The 17,579-nt window shown below is 53.4% G+C and carries 15 protein-coding genes; 6 read left to right on the forward strand and 9 right to left on the reverse strand.

The genetic code is table 11. From position 1 onward, the window contains the following. Positions 1 to 299: 299 nt before the first annotated feature. The 6 genes from RS889_RS18955 to mltB all read left to right on the forward strand — a co-directional run bounded on the left by RS889_RS18955 (position 300) and on the right by mltB (position 5,523). Entirely contained in the window at positions 300 to 1,793 is a 1,494-nt protein-coding gene (locus RS889_RS18955) for an APC family permease (protein ID WP_315708365.1), read from the forward strand. Further along, positions 1,771 to 2,376, forward strand: coding sequence for a DUF3156 family protein (locus RS889_RS18960; RefSeq protein ID WP_315708366.1), 606 nt, complete (start codon positions 1,771 to 1,773; stop codon positions 2,374 to 2,376). Before RS889_RS18955 ends, RS889_RS18960 begins: the two co-directional genes overlap by 23 nt. Positions 2,377 to 2,400: 24 nt before the next feature. Next, a complete protein-coding gene (locus RS889_RS18965; protein WP_315711117.1) occupies positions 2,401 to 3,180 on the forward strand; it encodes an SDR family NAD(P)-dependent oxidoreductase in 780 nt (259 codons plus the stop codon). A 14-nt stretch (positions 3,181 to 3,194) separates the two neighbouring features. Then, a complete protein-coding gene (locus RS889_RS18970) occupies positions 3,195 to 4,001 on the forward strand; it encodes a MoaF C-terminal domain-containing protein (RefSeq protein WP_315708367.1) in 807 nt (268 codons plus the stop codon). 10 nt (positions 4,002 to 4,011) lie between these two features. Continuing rightward, on the forward strand, positions 4,012 to 4,149 hold the full coding sequence (locus RS889_RS18975) for a hypothetical protein (protein ID WP_315708368.1): 138 nt from the start codon (positions 4,012 to 4,014) through the stop codon (positions 4,147 to 4,149). A gap of 282 nt (positions 4,150 to 4,431) precedes the next feature. Beyond that, the gene (gene mltB, locus RS889_RS18985) at positions 4,432 to 5,523 is read left to right on the forward strand and encodes a lytic murein transglycosylase B (protein WP_315708369.1); all 1,092 of its coding nucleotides are present in this window, start codon (positions 4,432 to 4,434) and stop codon (positions 5,521 to 5,523) included. 174 nt (positions 5,524 to 5,697) lie between these two features. On the opposite strand, the gene iolB is transcribed toward mltB, so the two are convergent. From iolB to iolD, 9 genes are all read right to left on the reverse strand, one after another. Then, a complete protein-coding gene (iolB, locus tag RS889_RS18990) occupies positions 5,698 to 6,531 on the reverse strand; it encodes a 5-deoxy-glucuronate isomerase (RefSeq protein ID WP_315708370.1) in 834 nt (277 codons plus the stop codon). Positions 6,532 to 6,591: 60 nt separating this feature from the next. Further along, positions 6,592 to 7,482, reverse strand: a complete 891-nt coding sequence (gene iolE, locus RS889_RS18995; RefSeq protein WP_315708371.1) for a myo-inosose-2 dehydratase — start codon at positions 7,480 to 7,482, stop codon at positions 6,592 to 6,594. Positions 7,483 to 7,519: 37 nt separating this feature from the next. Then, positions 7,520 to 9,418, reverse strand: a complete 1,899-nt coding sequence (locus tag RS889_RS19000; protein WP_315711118.1) for a bifunctional 5-dehydro-2-deoxygluconokinase/5-dehydro-2-deoxyphosphogluconate aldolase — start codon at positions 9,416 to 9,418, stop codon at positions 7,520 to 7,522. Positions 9,419 to 9,480: 62 nt separating this feature from the next. After that, positions 9,481 to 10,605 (reverse strand): Gfo/Idh/MocA family protein, encoded by a 1,125-nt coding sequence (locus tag RS889_RS19005; RefSeq protein ID WP_315708372.1) that lies wholly within the window; start codon positions 10,603 to 10,605, stop codon positions 9,481 to 9,483. Between the two features lie 35 nt (positions 10,606 to 10,640). Then, a complete protein-coding gene (locus RS889_RS19010) occupies positions 10,641 to 11,666 on the reverse strand; it encodes an ABC transporter permease (RefSeq protein WP_315708373.1) in 1,026 nt (341 codons plus the stop codon). 12 nt (positions 11,667 to 11,678) lie between these two features. Further along, positions 11,679 to 13,226 carry a sugar ABC transporter ATP-binding protein gene (locus RS889_RS19015; protein WP_021014523.1) on the reverse strand — a complete coding sequence of 516 codons (1,548 nt, stop codon included), beginning with the start codon at positions 13,224 to 13,226 and terminating at the stop codon, positions 11,679 to 11,681. A gap of 53 nt (positions 13,227 to 13,279) precedes the next feature. Beyond that, positions 13,280 to 14,218 (reverse strand): substrate-binding domain-containing protein, encoded by a 939-nt coding sequence (locus tag RS889_RS19020; protein WP_021014522.1) that lies wholly within the window; start codon positions 14,216 to 14,218, stop codon positions 13,280 to 13,282. A gap of 53 nt (positions 14,219 to 14,271) precedes the next feature. Then, on the reverse strand, positions 14,272 to 15,258 hold the full coding sequence (gene iolG, locus RS889_RS19025; protein ID WP_315708374.1) for an inositol 2-dehydrogenase: 987 nt from the start codon (positions 15,256 to 15,258) through the stop codon (positions 14,272 to 14,274). A 372-nt stretch (positions 15,259 to 15,630) separates the two neighbouring features. Continuing rightward, entirely contained in the window at positions 15,631 to 17,562 is a 1,932-nt protein-coding gene (gene iolD / locus RS889_RS19030; RefSeq protein ID WP_315711119.1) for a 3D-(3,5/4)-trihydroxycyclohexane-1,2-dione acylhydrolase (decyclizing), read from the reverse strand. Positions 17,563 to 17,579: the final 17 nt, after the last annotated feature.

Raw genomic sequence — 17,579 nt, forward strand, 5'->3', positions numbered from 1 at the left:
TTCAATGAACGCCATTACCTACAGAAAGTTCAGCCATATCCTGCAGAGCAAACACATTTAGAATATGCAATGCAAAAAATATACCAGGTAGTTAATCCCCCCGCTGATCCCCATTAAACCTTACAACAATCGAATTAATCCCTCGGCTATCGATCCGGCCATCGTCCTTTAGAACGATAGCTGGACGGTTCAGTTTGTTTTTATATTGAAACAAGCACGAAACAAGGTGGCAACATGCTGCCGTCGCCTTATGTCGGATACATACCGACTTTTACATTTCACAGCAGGGGGAGTGATATATGCCTTTTTCAAGCAAACTCACCACCTATCTTGGACAGGGTGTAATCGGTTTTCCGACCACACTAGCCAGTTCGGTAGGCGTGATAATGGCAAGCCCGGTGATCCTCACGGTAACCAGTGGTTTTGGTATGGGCGGCAATATGTTCGCTCTGGCAATGGTGATCGGTTTTATCATGATGCAAGCACAGCTCACCACATTTTCAGAAGCGGCGTCCATGCTGCCCACTTCAGGCTCGGTCTATGATTATATTTCCTGTGGTATGGGCCGTTTTTTTGCCATTACCGGCGCACTTTCCGCCTACCTTATCGTGCATGTTTTCGCAGGTACGGCGGAAACGATACTTTCCGGCATTATGGCGTTGGTTAATTTTGAACACCTCAACACCCTGATGGAGAAAAACAACACGTCGTGGATGGTGGGTGTCGGGCTGGTGGTCATTTTCGGCGTGCTCAACGCCGTCGGTATCGAGGCCTTTGGCAAAGCGGAAGTCGTGCTCACTTTTGGCATGTGGTCCACGCTAATGGTATTCAGTATCGCCGGATTGGTTCAGACGCATGCTGTGTCACTGGTCAGTTGGTTCGGCTCGCCACTGACCTGGGATGACCCAACGATGGTGCTCAGTCTGATTGGTATGGCGATGTTTATGTTTGTCGGTTGTGAACTGGTAACCCCCATGGCACCAGATATTAAAAACTCCGCTAAAACCATCCCTCGCGCCATGTCCCTCGGGCTATTCGGCGTCGCCTGCTGTATGTTCCTGTATGGTGCGGCGTTAAGTCATCAGGTACGAAATATTCCGTTGGACGCCACAGGCACTGTCCACCTCCTGGATACGCCAATGGCGATTCCCGCATTTGCCGATCAGGTGATGGGACAATTTGGCAAATACTGGATAGGTATCGGGCTACTGCTGGCTGGCGCGGCCACCATTAATACGCTGATTGCCGCCGTTCCGCGGATTCTATACGGGATGGCACTAGACGGCGCTTTACCGCGTATCTTCGCGTATCTCCATCCGCGGTTTAAAACACCGGTGGTAGGGATTGTGGTCGCGGTACTGATCCCTTGTACCCATGCCTTCATGATAAAGGGCAATCTGGACAAGATCATGCCGTTAGTCCTGGCCGCTGTCTGTGCCTGGGGCTTAGCCTATTTGCTGGTAACGCTGTCGGTGGTAATGTTACGGATTAAACGTCCGGATTTCCCTCGCGCCTATCGGTCTCCCTGGTTCCCATTACCACAAATCGTTTCCAGCGTAGGTATTCTCCTTGCCATCGCCTATATCACCCCACAGGGAATGAACCCCCGGGATATTTACATACCTTTTGCCATCATGCTGGGACTGACAGCGATATACGCCCTGTTTTGGACACTGGTGGTCCAGCGTGTGAATCCGTTTCAGCCGGTCCCGCTTGAAGAGGTGTTGTCCAAGGAATTCAGTAAGACAGACTTTATTGAGGATGAATTCGATGAATTTCGCTCCTTTTCGTGAGTATTGGGCGGGTATTTGTGGGGCTGACCGCTTACCAGCCGGCTATCTCGCCGGTGCGACGTTGCGCCGACTTCAGGACAACCTGGCACCTCATCAAATGGAACCTTCGCCACCAGCAAATTTGCAGCTTACGTTGCCTGATGGCGGTTTTGTGCATATCCGCGAACAAGTGCAACGACTTTTTATGGCCCACATCGTCAGTTGCCCCTTTAGCAGTAGCGGCACGATCCCCCTCGACGGCGCATTTATGCTGACGGTCATGCATACCGGAATGGTGCGCCGGAATGCGGTGCGTTTCCAGACAAAATCCGCTGCCGCCGAAGCCCATATGCTGGCAACCAGCTTGCAAGAGGATAAGCGGCTAATGGACCTCTTGCTGGGCCTTGATTTTCGACGTTGTGAAATATCGGTAGCTGAACGGCGCTGGACATTGTCCATTGAACACTTCGCGGCATCGGAAGTCATCGGACGCCTGCCGGCGGGGAGGCGCTATCTCAAATTGACACCGGCACAGCGTAAAAAATTATTGATGGCAATCATGTTGTTCAGACGACATCTATCGACGTTTCAACCGCAGAAATAGGATCACATTATGTCAGAACACAACTTGTCGCCGGTGACAATCATCACCGGTGGCGGTACAGGGATCGGTGCGACCTGCGCACGTCGTCTGAGCGCCGAGGGTACCCGCGTCATCCTGATCGGTCGCCGCATCGAGCCTATCGCATCATTGGCGAAAGAGATTGGCGCGATCGCGTTGGCTGGTGATGTATCGAATGCCGCCAGTTGGCAGTTATTGGGCAAGGAGATAGCCACCAATGGGCAGATCGTTGACCGTGTGATCTGCTGCGCGGGCGAGATGGGCATGGGGAAAATCACCGATATGTCCGATGCCGATTGGCAGCAGTCGTTAGAAAGCAACCTGACCAGCGCCTTCGCCACCGCCAGAGCCTGTCTGCCCGAGTTGATAAAAACCCGGGGCAACATTGTTTTTGTCGCGTCCATCGCTTCACTGGCGGCAGGACCGGATGCCTGCGGCTATGTAACGGCCAAACATGCATTACTGGGACTGATGCGCTCCGTAGCACGGGATTATGGTCCTCTGGGCGTTCGTGCCAATGCCGTATGCCCCGGATGGGTCAGAACACCAATGGCGGACGAGGAGATGCTTCCATTGATGGACGCTCACCGATTGACGCTGGAGCAGGCATATCAACACGTCTGTCGTAACGTCCCATTACGGCGACCGGCTACAGCAGATGAAATTGCGGCTATCTGCCAGTTTGTCAGTTCGCCAGCCGCGTCTATTTTAACCGGCGCCACACTGGTGGCAGACGGCGGATCCACTATTGTCGATGTACCCACATTGGCTTTTAACTCACTATAAACGAAGGTATCTCCATGACGACGGAACCCGTTTTTATTCAAGTAGGCGATCTGGCGACCGGCTTCGCCCCTCACAGTAATGTGCTCGAAACTACTGATGCATTGGTCAATCAATGTTACCAGTTGCATTTCGACGCGCTGGAATCGGTGGAGTGCCGATTCATCAGTGCTCAGGAATTAATCTGGGGCGGTCACAGTACAATACAATACCGTGCTACCAATATCCGTAACGGTATATTTTTTATCGATTTCTTACATCCGGAAAAAGCTTCTACAACGGTCAGTCTGGTACTTGATATCAACGAAGGAGGATTCACTCTGGTCGAGGGCCTGTTACCTGATGAGCAGCAAGTTCATCTAGACCCGTTTACCCGGGTGGGAAAAGGGTTGGAATTGACGGCAGTGAAGGCGGACTACTGCCACGGCACGTTAGATAAACCGTACCGTCAGGAGGATGTACCTCATACCGCTACCGATGAATTAATTGGTTTGCGCAACCTGTACGTGTATAGCGAGACCGAACGTTACGAACACATTTATCTCAATGGCTCATTTTATGCGTGGCAATGTCTGGATGGCGTGGAAAAAGGTCTGGCAGATGTGGATCGTTGTCATTATATCAAAATCGCCGCGCAGCTTTATCTGTTCATCTGGCGTGAAAAAATCATTCCTACGCTAGGGGTGTTGATGATTGATTTACAGCAGATGATCACCGACGGCAAGATCCTGGGTTATAGCGATGAACATTTCAGCACATTAAGTAATTTCCCGGTCGGGGCACATGCACAGATAATTAATCGCACGCATTACCCCGCCGCATAAGGATAACGAGATGTCTCATGACGATACTATTACACAGACCTTTTCAGCTATGGCCGTTGCCGGACAGGTCGTGTTGGTGACCGGAGGCACCCAGGGGATCGGCTTGTCAATCAGGCCATTACCGACCACACTCCTCTCGGGCGGTTGAGGGGGCCACAGGATATCGCCCCGAGTATGGTTTTTCCCGCCTCAGCCGCCGCAGGCTAAATTACCGGGCAAACCACAATTATTGATGGCGGCGCATTGCTTACGGAAAGCGGCGGATAATAACTAACCTGGCATACCGGTGCCGAACCGCGTCGGAAAAACCATCACGAACGGGCTATTTTAGCCCTTAATCCGTTCGTAACTCACAATCCAGTTTTTTCATGCTGGTCGATGCGTTACCATTGCTATCACGTTGTTTCTTTCCAGGTTGTATGGATATCTGATGCGTCATCTGATGGCTATTTTGCCGTTTCTTGTTCTATTGTCTGCCTGTAGCAGTAATAAATCGACTTCCCCCTCTTCCGCCGAGTTGTCCGAACATCCGTCAGCGAATGTGTCGGGTGGTTTTTTGCTCGCCCCATCACATATCGGCAACCTATCGACAGGCGATTTTGCTTTCAATCCGGAGATGGATCGCTTTATCGATGAAATGGTACGAGAGCATGGTTTCGACCGACAGCAATTGCACGATGTGCTGGCGCAGACTCGACGCCTGGACTGGGTAATCCGGCTGATGGATAGGCAGGCGCCACGGCCATCGACAGAACCGCCATTGAATATTCCGAATGGTGCCTGGCTCCGCTACAGCAAACAGTTCCTTACGCCGAAGAATGTGCAGAATGGCGTCATATTCTGGAACCAATATCAAGATGCGCTGAACCGCGCCTGGCAAATATATGGTGTGCCGCCCGAAATCATCGTCGGCATTATCGGAGTGGAAACCCGTTGGGGTCGTGTGATGGGGAAAACCCGCATCATCGACGCATTGGCCACCCTGACCTTCGCTTACCCGCGCCGTGCCGACTACTTTAGAACCGAACTGGAGTATTTTCTGCTGATGGCCCGGGAAGACGGATTTGACCCGCTATCCCTGCGCGGTTCCTTTGCTGGTGCCATGGGCTATGGGCAGTTTATGCCTTCAGCTTTCAGAAAGTATGCGGTGGATTTCAATGGCGATGGTATTGCGAATCTGTGGGATCCCATCGATGCGATTGGCAGCGTCGCCAATTACTTCCATGCCCATGGCTGGATCAAAGGTGGCAGCGTGGCCGTACCGGCGAATGGTCAGGCATTGGCGCTTGATACCGGCTTCGATACCCACTATCCGGTCTCTGCACTGCTGAACGCAGGGTTAAGGCCGACAAGGCCACTGGGGAATGTGCAGGAAGTCAGTCTACTGCGTCTGGATATGGGCAACCGTTATCAATACTGGTACGGATTGCCCAACTTCTACACCATCACGCGTTATAACCATAGTGTCCACTACGCGATGGCGGTATGGCAGCTTGGGGAAGAGGTAAAAAAAATGCGATGAGAAACCCGCTTCTCTTTTCCACGTTCAGGTGTTTGCCTGTCTGACTCGTCGTTTCTGTCTTCCGAACATATAATCCCCGTGAAAACGGGGATCTCCGCTAAAGCCGACACATTGACGTTAAAACCGACAGGAATGGCGCGCTGAAGATAACGTTAGCCGCTGGCCGTAACATGGTCACGCCGTCCCGCTATGCTTGGCCGCATATTCCGGACTGTTAATCCACTGGTGGTCAGACTCCCAACTAAAACGCCATTGCCGTGTCGGACCCGCCATGACATTCAGGTAGTAACTGTCATAACCAGCAATGGTCGCTACCGGGTGATACCCTTTCGGCACCATCACGACATCTTTATCGTAAACCGCCATGCTTTCATCTAGTGAGCGATCGTCGGTGTACACCCGTTGCAGGCAAAATCCCTGAGGTGGATTGAGCCGATGGTAATAGGTTTCTTCCAGATAGGTTTCATGGGGAGGATCATCACGATCGTGTTTGTGGCTGGGATACGAGCTGGTGCAACCTTCGTCGGTATAGACTTCCACTACCAGCAGACTGTCTGCGGCTTTATTCTCCGGCAGAATGTTGTGCACGTAACGGCGGTTGTTGCCATAACCACGCTGTTCGGCGTCAATATCCTGTGGAGCGATCAAACGCGTGGGATAAGTACCCTCTCCCGGCGCCGAGCACACCGCCAGTTCCAGCGATGTGTGCGCCACAACCGTGATGGTTTCACCGGATGAGACATACACGGCATACGGTTTTTTACGCTCAAACGGGCCCATCCGTTCACCGATATGCTCAAAGCTCGCTTTCGGTGTCGTCACTGTGGCCTTGCCACCCAGTAACACCAGGCAGCGTTCATTATCAGATGCCGCCAGCGACAACATTGTACCGGCTTCCAGTTGGTAGACTTCAAAACCCACATATTCCCAACGGGCCTTCTCCGGGGTGATACGCTGTATGCAACCCTGTTCGTCCGGAATATGGTAGCGGGATAACAGCTGAGACATGGCAATCCTCCTTGACTGAGAGCATCCACGCGGTGTGAATGCTTCAGTAAGACACGATGATTAAATCAGCCCGGCCTGTTGAACCAGGCGTTGCAGGTTGTTAAATCCCAGGGTGGCATAAGTCAGCGGATCAGCCACCGCCGGATCCTGCTCAGCTTCCACTACCAGCCACCCCTGATAGTGATGCGCCTCCAGGATACGGAATACCGCCGGGTAATCGACACAACCGTCCCCCGGCACGGTAAATACCCCACCAAGCACCGCATCCAGAAAGCTGGTTTTACGGTTTTTGACATCCCGTAGCACATCAGGGCGAATATCTTTGCAGTGAACGTGATTGATGCGCGTTGCCCAGCGTTCAGCAACTACCACGGGATCATCTCCGGCAAACGTCAGGTGGCCGGTATCCAGCAACAAACCGACTTCCGGCCCGGTATATTCCATCAATTTGTCCACGTCATCTGCACTTTCAATCACGGTTCCCATATGGTGATGGTAGGCGATCTGCACACCTTGACGTTGGGTATAACGGGCAAACTCGCTCAGTTTATCGCCATATTCCCGCCACCGCTCCACCGGGAAACGGGGACGCAGATGTACCGGTTTTTGCTGGTCGCCATGAATCGCCCCCGTCACTTCGGCAAACACCATGACGTCAGCGCCCAGAGAGCGCAACAGATTGAGATGATCCTGCACCGCTTCGATCTCCTCCTCCACCGTGTGGGTGAGCAGTTGCCCGGAATACCAACCGGAAACCAGAGCGAGATCGTGTTTTTCCAGAATCGGCCCCAATACACCGGGCTGGCGAGGGAATTTGTTCCCCAGTTCAAAACCAGCGAAGCCCGCCTGCCTGCCTTCACTCAGACAGGTTTCCAGCGGTGTTTCCGCACCCAGTGAGGGCAGATCGTCATTGGTCCAGGTCAGTGGGTTAATACCAAGTTGAACGGCCATACTATTTTCCCTTAATTTACTGGTAAAGAGGTTTGGGTTACCCACGCTGGCGCCACAGGGCGATCAGTTGTAGATAGTTGTGTTTAATGTGCTGAACCAGCAGATCGTCGCCAATCTCACCTTTCAGCCAACTCTGCGCGGGCTGGGCGAATAAGGTGCGTCCGACGGCAAATCCTTTGACAATGGGGAACCCCACCGCCGCATTGAAGCCCTGCCGCAAGCTGTCCAGCGGCGCGTCCAACCCCAGAATGACCACGCCACGGCAGTGCGGATCACGCAGCTCAAGAAGGTGGGTCAGCTGTTCCCATCCGGTCGCTGACAACGGTGGCAACTTCCACCAGTCCGGCTGCACACCCAGGTTGTAGAAACGCTGAATAACCCGCAGATAGAGATCGTCGCTACGCGGCATATCCGCCGGTAAAATGACCTCCAGCAACAGTTCATGGCCGGACTGGCAGCAGGCCTGATACACTTCCATCACCTTCTGTTCCTGCTCCAGACGCAAATGGCAATCATCGTCCGGGTGGAAAAACACCAGGCACTTCACCACATGCTCCAACGGCCAGGTGATCAGCTGTGAGCCGATATTGCCGTGTTCCAGCACCAGCGGGCGTGAGCCTGGCAGTTCAATCGGCCGTCCAATCCACCATCCTTTACCGGTAATGCTATTGAGCGCATCCTGCCCAAAGGTGCCGTCACACAGCAATCCGGCCTTCCCCTCCAGCCCGGCTTGCTGCGCGGCTGCGATACTGGCCTGCAAAATCAATTGTTTAAGTAACGAAATCCGCTGAATATCGACACCGCAGTCAAGCGCCATATCTTCCAGTTGACTACGGTGATCAAAGGCGATAACACATAACTCTTCCCACACCTTGCGCCGAGTGGTGACACGATGCAGATGGTTCAGCTGAGGATCGAGATCCGGACGCGGCACCGCCGCTGCGCGGGACAGGTAGTTATCCAGCTCGATGCGGCTTGGCATAGCCGGCGCGCAACCGTGACGAGATACCACCAGTGCGCCGCAGGCATTGGCGTAAGCGCAGGCTTTTTCCCACCCTTCACCACTGAGATAACCACGCAACAATCCGGACATGAAAGCATCACCGGCGCCGAGTACATTGAGCACCTCGACCCGTACTCCTTTTATCGTCAGGCCTTTGTCCAGATGATCCGGAATTGAGCCACTGAATACCGAACATCCCAGCGAACCGCGTTTACACACCAGTTCGGCCTGCGTTGCCGCCCGCACCTGATGCAATGCCGCCAGCGTATCGGTGCTGCCACCGGCGATATGGAACTCCTCTTCCGTACCAACAATCACGTCAAACAGAGTCAACACCTGTTGTAACTGCGCCGTAACCGGGGCCGATTCAATAAATCGCGTTTCACCATCCCCCAGCGAGGTCAACCCCCATAGCACTGGGCGGTAGTCAATATCCAACACCGTTTTGACCCCATTACGCCGCGCATAGCGTAGCGCCGTTAATACCGCTTCACGGGTACGGGGATGAGAAAGGTGCGTGCCGGTCACCGCCAGACAACGGGAAGAGGCAATGTATTCTTCACTGAAATCCTCCGGTGTAATGGCCATGTCCGCACAGTTATCCCGATAGAAAATCAGCGGGAAGGTTTCACGATCTTTAATTCCCAACACCACCAACGCAGTCAATCGCTCTTTATCAGTGATCAAATGGCTGGTATCGCAGCCGACCTGTTGTAACTCCTCACGCAGAAAGCGCCCCATATGCTCGTCGCCCACCCGTGCCAACATGGACGATCGTAATCCCTGCCGTGCCGTGCCATAGGCGACATTGCCGGAGGAACCGCCCAGATATTTGGCAAAGCTACCCATATCTTCCAGACGGGCACCAATCTGGTGTCCGTAGAGATCGACGGCTACCCGCCCCATACAAATCACATCCAAGGTTTTTTCCATACTCATAGCGACGAGATCCTGTTAATAAAGAAGGAATGTAAATTCAGTTAGTTGCCGGAATATCAGCTCACCTCAACCCAGCGCGATACCTGATGTGATAAGACGATGGCATCCAGAATCCGCGACACTTTCCACCCTTCTTCAAAATCCGGCCATAGCGGCAAATCGGCGGCAATGCCGTCGACCAGATCACGAACTTCTACCGCTTTCTGATCATTGAAACCAATACCATGTCCGGCACTGGCACAGAATGCGGCGTAATCAGGATGCAGGGGCCCAGTCAGCAACGTGCGGAATCCCTGACGATTGGCCGGATCATCCTGTCGGTACAGCTTCAGCTCCGCCATTCTCTCCTGGGTGAAGCTCAGCGCACCTTTCGTACCGGTGACGACGTAGGTCAACCCCATTTTGCGGCCACAGGCGACGCGGGAGGTTTCAATTACGCCATGCGCACCGTTGGCAAACCGCACCATCGCATGAGCCTGATCTTCGTTTTCCACCCGCACCTGTGTGGACGCCCCCGCCCCGGACGGACGCTGCGGTATCACGGTCTGCAAATCACCACACACACTGGCGATATCCCCCACCAGGTACTGCGCCATGTTGACAATGTGCGCCCCCAGATCACCCAGCGCGCCGAGTCCAGCGGTTTCGTTGAAACAGTGCCAATCGGCGGGTGTCGACGGATCCGCCAGATAATCTTCGTTATGTGTCCCGTAGAAATGGGTAACCTCGCCTATCCCGCCATGAGCGATGATCTCTTTTGCCAGTTTGGCAGTGGGATTTTTCATGTAGTTGAACCCCATCAGCGTTTTCACGCCGGCCAGATGCGCGGCGTCTACCATATCCCGTGCATCTGCGGCATTCAGCGCCAGCGGTTTTTCGGCGTAGACATGCTTGCCATGCCGGATTGCGGCCATCGCCATCTCTTTATGTAAAAAGTTGGGAGAACAGATATCCACCACGTCGATATCCGGATCCGCCACCAATTCACGCCAGTCGCCCGTTGAACGTAAAAAACCAAACTCCTGCGCCCGCCGGGCGGCCAGTTCAGGTGATATTTCCGCTACCATCGCTTTGACCAAACGGCCTTTGAGCGGAAATACCGTTGGTGCCTGTGCATAGGCAATCGCATGTGCACGTCCGATATAGCCCGTTCCGATTAATCCAATACGAACTTCTTTCATATCAACCTCGTTCGGAGCAATGCTGTTGACCCCAATTACATAGCGCCACGCCGACTTTTCGCGTAAGTATCAAATGCCACCGCCAGTATGATGATCAGCCCGGTAATGATTTGCTGGTAGTAAGCCGAAACGTTCATCAGCACCAGCCCGTTAATCAGGATGCCCATAATGATGGAACCAATGACGGTGCCGCTAATGCGTCCGTATCCGCCCATCAGTGAGGTTCCGCCAATGACCACAGAGGCAATCACGCGTAGTTCGAACGATATTCCCGCCACCGCTTCTGCGCTTCCCAACCGGGCGCTGAGAATAAACCCCGCCAGACCGGACAGACAGCCAATCACCACATACACACTGACCAGTACACGGCGCACATTCACACCAGCCAGACGCGCCGCTTCGGTATTGCCGCCGATAGCGTAGACAAACCGTCCCCAGCGGGTTTTATGCAGCGCCAGATAACCGATAATGGCCACCAGGGCAAAAATCCAGATCGGAATAGAGATGCCCAGCAACTCTCCCCGCCCCCACCAGCGATATCCGGCATCAAAACCGGCCACCGGCGCACCGTTATTGATGACCAGCGTCAAGCCACGCCAGATGGTCATTCCTCCCAACGTGACAATAAACGGCGGTAAGCGCAGACGGGTTACGCCCAATCCTTGCAGAAATCCGATGACAGTTCCCATCCCCAGACAAATACCCAGACCAATAAGCCAGCTCATGCCATACCAGGCATTGGGATCGACAGTGGTTAAGTTGTTACCTTTGATAAAGGTGGCAGCAGCCATGGCGCATACCGCCAGAATGGAACCAACCGACAGATCTATCCCGGCGGTCAGAATGACGAAGGTCATACCCACTGCCATGATGCCGTAGATAGAAACTTCGGTAAGAATGTTGGTAATGTTGCGTTCAGTCAGAAAATGGCTGTTCTGCAATTGAAAGAAAATCAGCAACAGAATCATGAAAATCAGCACACCAAAACGCTCGAAGAACGCGATGGGGTCAATTTTTTTCCGGCTTTCAACCGGTAGCTGGGTTTTGGAAAGCGGCAACATGAGTAACCTCCGTTATGCTGCGTGTAATGCGTTGTGGCAGATAGCCATCATGGTCATCAGCTTCTCTTCCGTAGCGTCGTCGCCGTGTATTTCTCCGGTCACCCGCCCTTCACTGAGCGTGATGATCCGATCTGAAATCGCCATGATTTCCGGCAGATCAGAAGAGATAACAATGACCGCCACGCCCTGCTTCGCCATATCGAACAACACCTGATGCACTTCGGATTTGGTACCAACATCAATACCGCGCGTCGGTTCGTCCACAATCAACACTTTGGGATTCAGCGCCATACAACGCGCCAGAATGACCTTTTGCTGATTGCCACCGGAGAGCTTGCGCACCTCCTGCTGGCTGTCGACCATCTTGATATGCAGTGCCTGACGATAGGATTCGATGAGTTGGTCCTCTTTGCGGGTATCGACGAACCAGCGCCAATGCAGTAATGACGAGAGGCTGGACAGCGAAATGTTGTCCCGAATGGACAACCCCAGCACCGCACCCTCTTTTTTACGGTCTTCCGGTACCAGCGCGATGCCTTGTTCCAATGCGTGCATGGGGTCGGTGGGATGATAGGGCTGACCATCCAACATAAATTCCCCGGTGGAAAATCCATCCGCGCCAAACAGACAGCGGGCGATTTCAGTACGCCCGGCGCCGACCAATCCGGCGATACCCAACACTTCACCTGCGTGAACCTGAAAACTGATGTCTTTTAACGTGATGCCATGAGAATCCAGCGCCGATTTTTCCCGGTTCAGTCCCATGACCTGAAGGCGGACCGGTTTATCCTTATGGCTCGTCTCGGCTAGCGGGCGCCGGTCAAACACCACATCACGGCCCACCATCATGCGAATAATTTCCTCAACGTTGGTGTCGGCAACATCACCTGAGCCGGTATAGCGGCCATCTTGAAACACCGTAAAACGCTCACAAAGCTGGAAGACTTCGTGCAGACGATGCGTCACATAAATCACACTGACGCCCCGGTTTTTCAGCTCCCTAACCACCCGGTGCAGGCTTGCCACTTCACTGTCACTGAGCGCCGCCGACGGTTCATCCATCACAATCAACCGCGCATTGAGCGTCAGCGCCCGGGCAATTTCCACCATCTGTTGCTGCGCAACACTTAGCCGCGCTACCTCGGTGGTGGGTGCAATATTCAGTTGCAGATAATCCAATATCAATTTCGCTTCCTGATTGACCGCCGCGTTTTCTACAAACAGATTGCCACGCAGTATTTCCCGGCCAAGAAACATGTTCTCCGCCACCGTCATATTCGGTAACAGATTGAATTCCTGATAAATGGTAATGATGCCGGCTTGTTGTCGATCAACCGGCGAATCCTGTGCCGACAGCACTCGACCGTCAAACCAGATGTCGCCGCTGGTCTGTGGTTGTGCTCCCGACAGAGCCTTCAACAGCGTCGATTTACCGGCGCCGTTTTCCCCCAGCAGGGCATGTATTTCCCCCGGCAGCACGGTCAGTTGAACTTTGCTCAACGCCCATACACCGGAAAAACTCTTGGCCAGATCGGTGATTTTCAGTAAAGGTTCAGTCATGAATCGCAATCCTCCGGCACGGGCCGCCGGAAAGCAGCCCGTATTTGATTGATTTATTTGCTGATTTCCCCAATACGCTCCGCATCCTTCAAGTTATCTTTGGTAATGATGATCGGTGGGTAGTCGGCGCCGGTGATGGGCGTTTTGTTACGGATATTGTCAGTCAATTGCGTCAGAGCAGTCGTCACGGCGTATCCTGGACGTTGGTCGGCGGTTACCGCCATCCAGCCATCACGAATACGAGCCAATGCTTCTGGCACGGCATCAAACCCGGTCACCATCACGTCACCCGGTTTTAGTCCCTCCTCCTGCAACGCTTCGATAGCACCCAGTGCCATGTCATCATTAGCTGACAAAATCACCTGCGGACGTTTGGGCAGCGCCGGCAGTGCACTTTCCACAATGCTCATCCCTTGTGAGCGCATCCAGTTACCGCTCTGGTCAACGACGATATGGTATTTGCTGCCACCGGCCTTCAGGCTGTCGCGAATACCATTCGTCCGTTCAATGTTGGAGGAAGAACCCGGTTGTCCGGTCAACAAAATGATGTCGGCGCCATTCGGGAATCGGGATTTGACGAAATTGGCAATCGCCTGCCCGCCTTTGTAGTTATTGGCACCGAAATGCGGCACTTTTTGCTTGGTGTTTATCGAGCGGTCCAGCGTCACAACCGGCAGGTGCGCATCCTGAATTTCTTTTACGGAACCGGCTACTGCGTTCACGTCATTGGGTGATACCACAAAACCCTGAGCACCGCGGGTAATCGCATTTTCCAGATCAGAGGACTGTTTCGGCGAGCTGCCCTGACCATCCAGCACTTGCAGGTTAATGCCAAGATCTTTGGCGACTTTCTCGGCGGTGCGTTGCATATGCACCTCAAACGGCATGGCAAGGTTGGGGGTACTAAAAACAATCTGTTCATTCTTTGCCTGAGCCAACCCCGCAATACTGAGTGCGATGAGGGTGACGGTGACGTTGATTATCTTTTTCATTGTTTTTTTCTCTACATGGGTTAGGAATCGTAGGGTTTTGTTAGCAGGTAAGGTTACAACGTGATTTCTTTGCCCTGAGCCAGAGACTCAAGCGCTTTGTCAGCCAGATACAACGCCCGCTCACCATCCGTACCGGTACACTCCGGCTGAGTGCGGCCATTGAGGACATCAACGAAATGGCACCACTCTGCGGCATAGGCATCACGGTAGCGTTGCAGGAAAAAATGTTCGGGTTTGGCGGCCAGACAGCCTTCGTCTGTCCACTGTTCCACCATGTTTTCACGAATATTGCCCGCGCTCAGCACACCTTTGGCGCCATGCAATTCAAGGCGCTGGTCATAGCCGTAACCGGAGCGGCGACTGTTGACGATGGTAGCCATCGCACCTGAGGCAAATTTCAGCACCACAAAGGCGGTGTCGATATCACCTTCTTTGCCAATGGCCGGATCCACCAGATTGCTGCCCTGAGCAAATACTGATACCGGCTTCTCACCCATGATGAAACAGGCCATGTCGAAATCATGAATCGTCATGTCACGGAACATCCCACCGGAGACTCGTACATATTCGGCCGGGGGTGGCAGCGGATCGCGGGAAATAATCAACAGGGATTCGGCCTTGCCGATACGGCCCTCTTCGGCCAGCGTTTTCACCCGGCGAAACTGTGGGTCGTAACGGCGATTAAAACCGACAAACAGCGGCACCTGCTGTTGTTCCACCACCGTCAGACAGTCACGGACGCGGGCGATATCCAGATGTACCGGCTTTTCACAGAAGATGGCCTTACCACTTTTGGCCGCCAACTCAATCAGATCAGCATGGGTGTCGGTAGCCGAGGCGATCAGCACCGCATGTACGTCAGGGTCGTTCATGACCTCTTCAACAGTCTGAATACGGGCGTGATATTTATCCGACAACGCCTGAGCATTCAGCGGATTGGGATCAACCACAGCATAAAGGGCAGTTTCTTTGTGTGCCGCAATGTTCACGGCATGAACCTGGCCAATGCGGCCGGCGCCCAGTAAAGCAATGTTAAACATAGAGGCTCCCTTGATACCTGAGTATCTTTTACATGGTTTGGGTGTAGGGCTGGGAGGCAACATCCTGCATAACGCCTCCCCTATATTTGTATCGCTGGTTTTGATGTCTAAAATTAAAGCAAATAAAACATTTATTTCAATTTTATAAAAACTGGAAATTATGTTTTTGCGTAGCAGTTAACATTTCCATGACATGATGCGTTATTTTTGTTATCAAAATCACAAATACAGCAGGAAAGACGCCGTACGGGGAAACATGATGAGAAAGGCAGAAGAAGAGAATATCAGTAGATTGCGCGACAAAATGAAATGTATATTTCAAAAAAGTCATACTGCCCATTCAGATTGGCAGTATGACGTAGAGGAGAATGCTTAATACTGACGGGCATCCATTAACTGAAGTTGTATCTGCCGGGCAGCCGACTCAATAGCCGGATCATCTGCCACTTGCGCAGTACCAGTACGCCACCAGGACTCATAGCCGTGGGTCATGGTTTTCGGCAACACCTTGATATCCAGCAACACCGGTCCAGGATGCTGGCGAGACGCTTCCAGCGCCTGCAAAAGTGATGCTTCATCGTGTACTTTCCACGCCTTGCAGCCATAGCTCTCGGCATTTTTCGCAAAATCAACCGACACCAACGGGCCACTCAGTTGACCTGACTCACGACAGCGGTGCCGGTTTTCGGTACAGAAACTGCCCATTCCCTGACTCATCTGCAAGTTGTTGATACAGCCAAACCCGGCGTTATCAAACAACAGTATGGTGATTTTTATGCCCTCCTGTACCGCTGTTTGCAGTTCCGAGTGCAGCATCAGGTACGAGCCATCCCCCACCATCGCATAGACAGGCTGACGGGGTGCGGCGAGTCGAGCACCCATCGCCGCGGCAATTTCATAACCCATGCAGGAGTAACCATATTCCAGGTGGTAGCTGTCCGGTGTCCGCACCTGCCACAGACGCTGCAAATCCCCCGGTAACGACCCGGCCGCCCCGACTACAATCGCGTCTGCTTCCAACGCCTGATTCAGCAGCCCCAGCACCCGGGTTTGTGTCAGATGGGTCCCGAGCGTCGTGCGGTATTCATCCAGTTTATCGTCAGACTGATCAGCAATCTCCGGTATCAGATCGCCATCATCCTGAATAGCGGACAACCGCTGTAGTTCGTTGTCCCACGCCGCACGCGCCATAGCGATCTCCTCACCATATTGGCTGTGATACGACTCCACCGCCAGACGCTGGGATAGCATCTGCAAACCGACCCGCGCATCAGCAATCAATGCGGTGGCATCCAGTTTCAGGGCATCAAACTCCGCGACGTTAAGCAGAAGAAATTCAACATTCGGGTGTTGAAACAATCGCTTGGAACCGGTGGTAAAATCCGTTAACCGCGTTCCGACACCGATAATCAGGTCAGCATCCTGCGCCAACCGGTTCGCCGCCAGGCCGCCGGTCACGCCGATACCACCACAATTGAGTGGGTGTGAAGACACCACCGCGCCTTTCCCCGCCTGCGTTTCACCGAAAGGAATATGACACTGCTCAGCAAATTGCAAAAATACCGTGTGGGCTTCAGCGTAACGGACCCCACCGCCGCAGATCAGCATCGGCCGCTGCTTGCGGCAAATCAGCGCCACCGCGTCTTCAAGCCGGGTCGCATCCGGTGGACGGCGTTCGATATGGTGTACACGTTTGTGAAAAAACGCGGCGGGGTAATCCCACACCTCAGCCTGTACATCCTGTGGTAAACACAGGGTCACCGCACCGGTGTCCGCCGGATCGGTTAATACCCGCATGGCATTGATCAGCGCACTCATCAGTTGTTCCGGACGATTAATCCGATCCCAGTACCGTGATACCGGTTTGAAACAGTCATTCGTACTGATTGAAAGATCGTGATATTGCTCGACCTGCTGCAATACCGGATCAGGCTGGCGACAGGCAAACAGATCCCCCGGTAACAGCAACACCGGAATCCGGTTCGCTGTAGCGGTGGCAGCCGCCGTGATCATATTGGCGGCGCCTGGCCCTACCGATGACGTCACCGCGTAAATTTTCTTGCGCTTGTGCTGTCTGGCAAAGCCGACGGCGATATGCGCCATTCCCTGTTCGTTACATCCCTGATGAACCAGTAGATGTCCGGCATCTTGCTCCAGCGCCTGACCGATACCCAGCACATTCCCATGCCCGAAAATGGTCATCACACCGTGTACAAATGGGGACTCCTTACCATCCACGCTGACATACTGCTGGGTGAGAAACCTGACCAGCGCCTGCGCCATCGTCATTCGTAGCGTATCCATCATGCGGCTCCTGCAAA

It is taken from the genome of Brenneria uluponensis (genome assembly GCF_032395385.1).
Lineage (GTDB): Bacteria > Pseudomonadota > Gammaproteobacteria > Enterobacterales > Enterobacteriaceae > Prodigiosinella > Prodigiosinella aquatilis.

Coding starts and splice junctions, on each gene's coding strand:
- mltB (WP_315708369.1), top strand. CDS start 4,432: ATGCGTCATCTGATGGCTATTTTGCCGTTTCTTGTTCTATTGTCTGCC.
- RS889_RS18960 (WP_315708366.1), top strand. CDS start 1,771: ATGAATTTCGCTCCTTTTCGTGAGTATTGGGCGGGTATTTGTGGGGCT.
- iolE (WP_315708371.1), bottom strand. CDS start 7,482: ATGGCCGTTCAACTTGGTATTAACCCACTGACCTGGACCAATGACGAT.
- RS889_RS19005 (WP_315708372.1), bottom strand. CDS start 10,605: ATGAAAGAAGTTCGTATTGGATTAATCGGAACGGGCTATATCGGACGT.
- iolG (WP_315708374.1), bottom strand. CDS start 15,258: ATGTTTAACATTGCTTTACTGGGCGCCGGCCGCATTGGCCAGGTTCAT.
- iolD (WP_315711119.1), bottom strand. CDS start 17,562: ATGGATACGCTACGAATGACGATGGCGCAGGCGCTGGTCAGGTTTCTC.
- RS889_RS19020 (WP_021014522.1), bottom strand. CDS start 14,218: ATGAAAAAGATAATCAACGTCACCGTCACCCTCATCGCACTCAGTATT.
- RS889_RS19010 (WP_315708373.1), bottom strand. CDS start 11,666: ATGTTGCCGCTTTCCAAAACCCAGCTACCGGTTGAAAGCCGGAAAAAA.
- RS889_RS18955 (WP_315708365.1), top strand. CDS start 300: ATGCCTTTTTCAAGCAAACTCACCACCTATCTTGGACAGGGTGTAATC.
- RS889_RS18970 (WP_315708367.1), top strand. CDS start 3,195: ATGACGACGGAACCCGTTTTTATTCAAGTAGGCGATCTGGCGACCGGC.
- RS889_RS19000 (WP_315711118.1), bottom strand. CDS start 9,418: ATGGAAAAAACCTTGGATGTGATTTGTATGGGGCGGGTAGCCGTCGAT.
- RS889_RS18975 (WP_315708368.1), top strand. CDS start 4,012: ATGTCTCATGACGATACTATTACACAGACCTTTTCAGCTATGGCCGTT.
- RS889_RS19015 (WP_021014523.1), bottom strand. CDS start 13,226: ATGACTGAACCTTTACTGAAAATCACCGATCTGGCCAAGAGTTTTTCC.
- iolB (WP_315708370.1), bottom strand. CDS start 6,531: ATGTCTCAGCTGTTATCCCGCTACCATATTCCGGACGAACAGGGTTGC.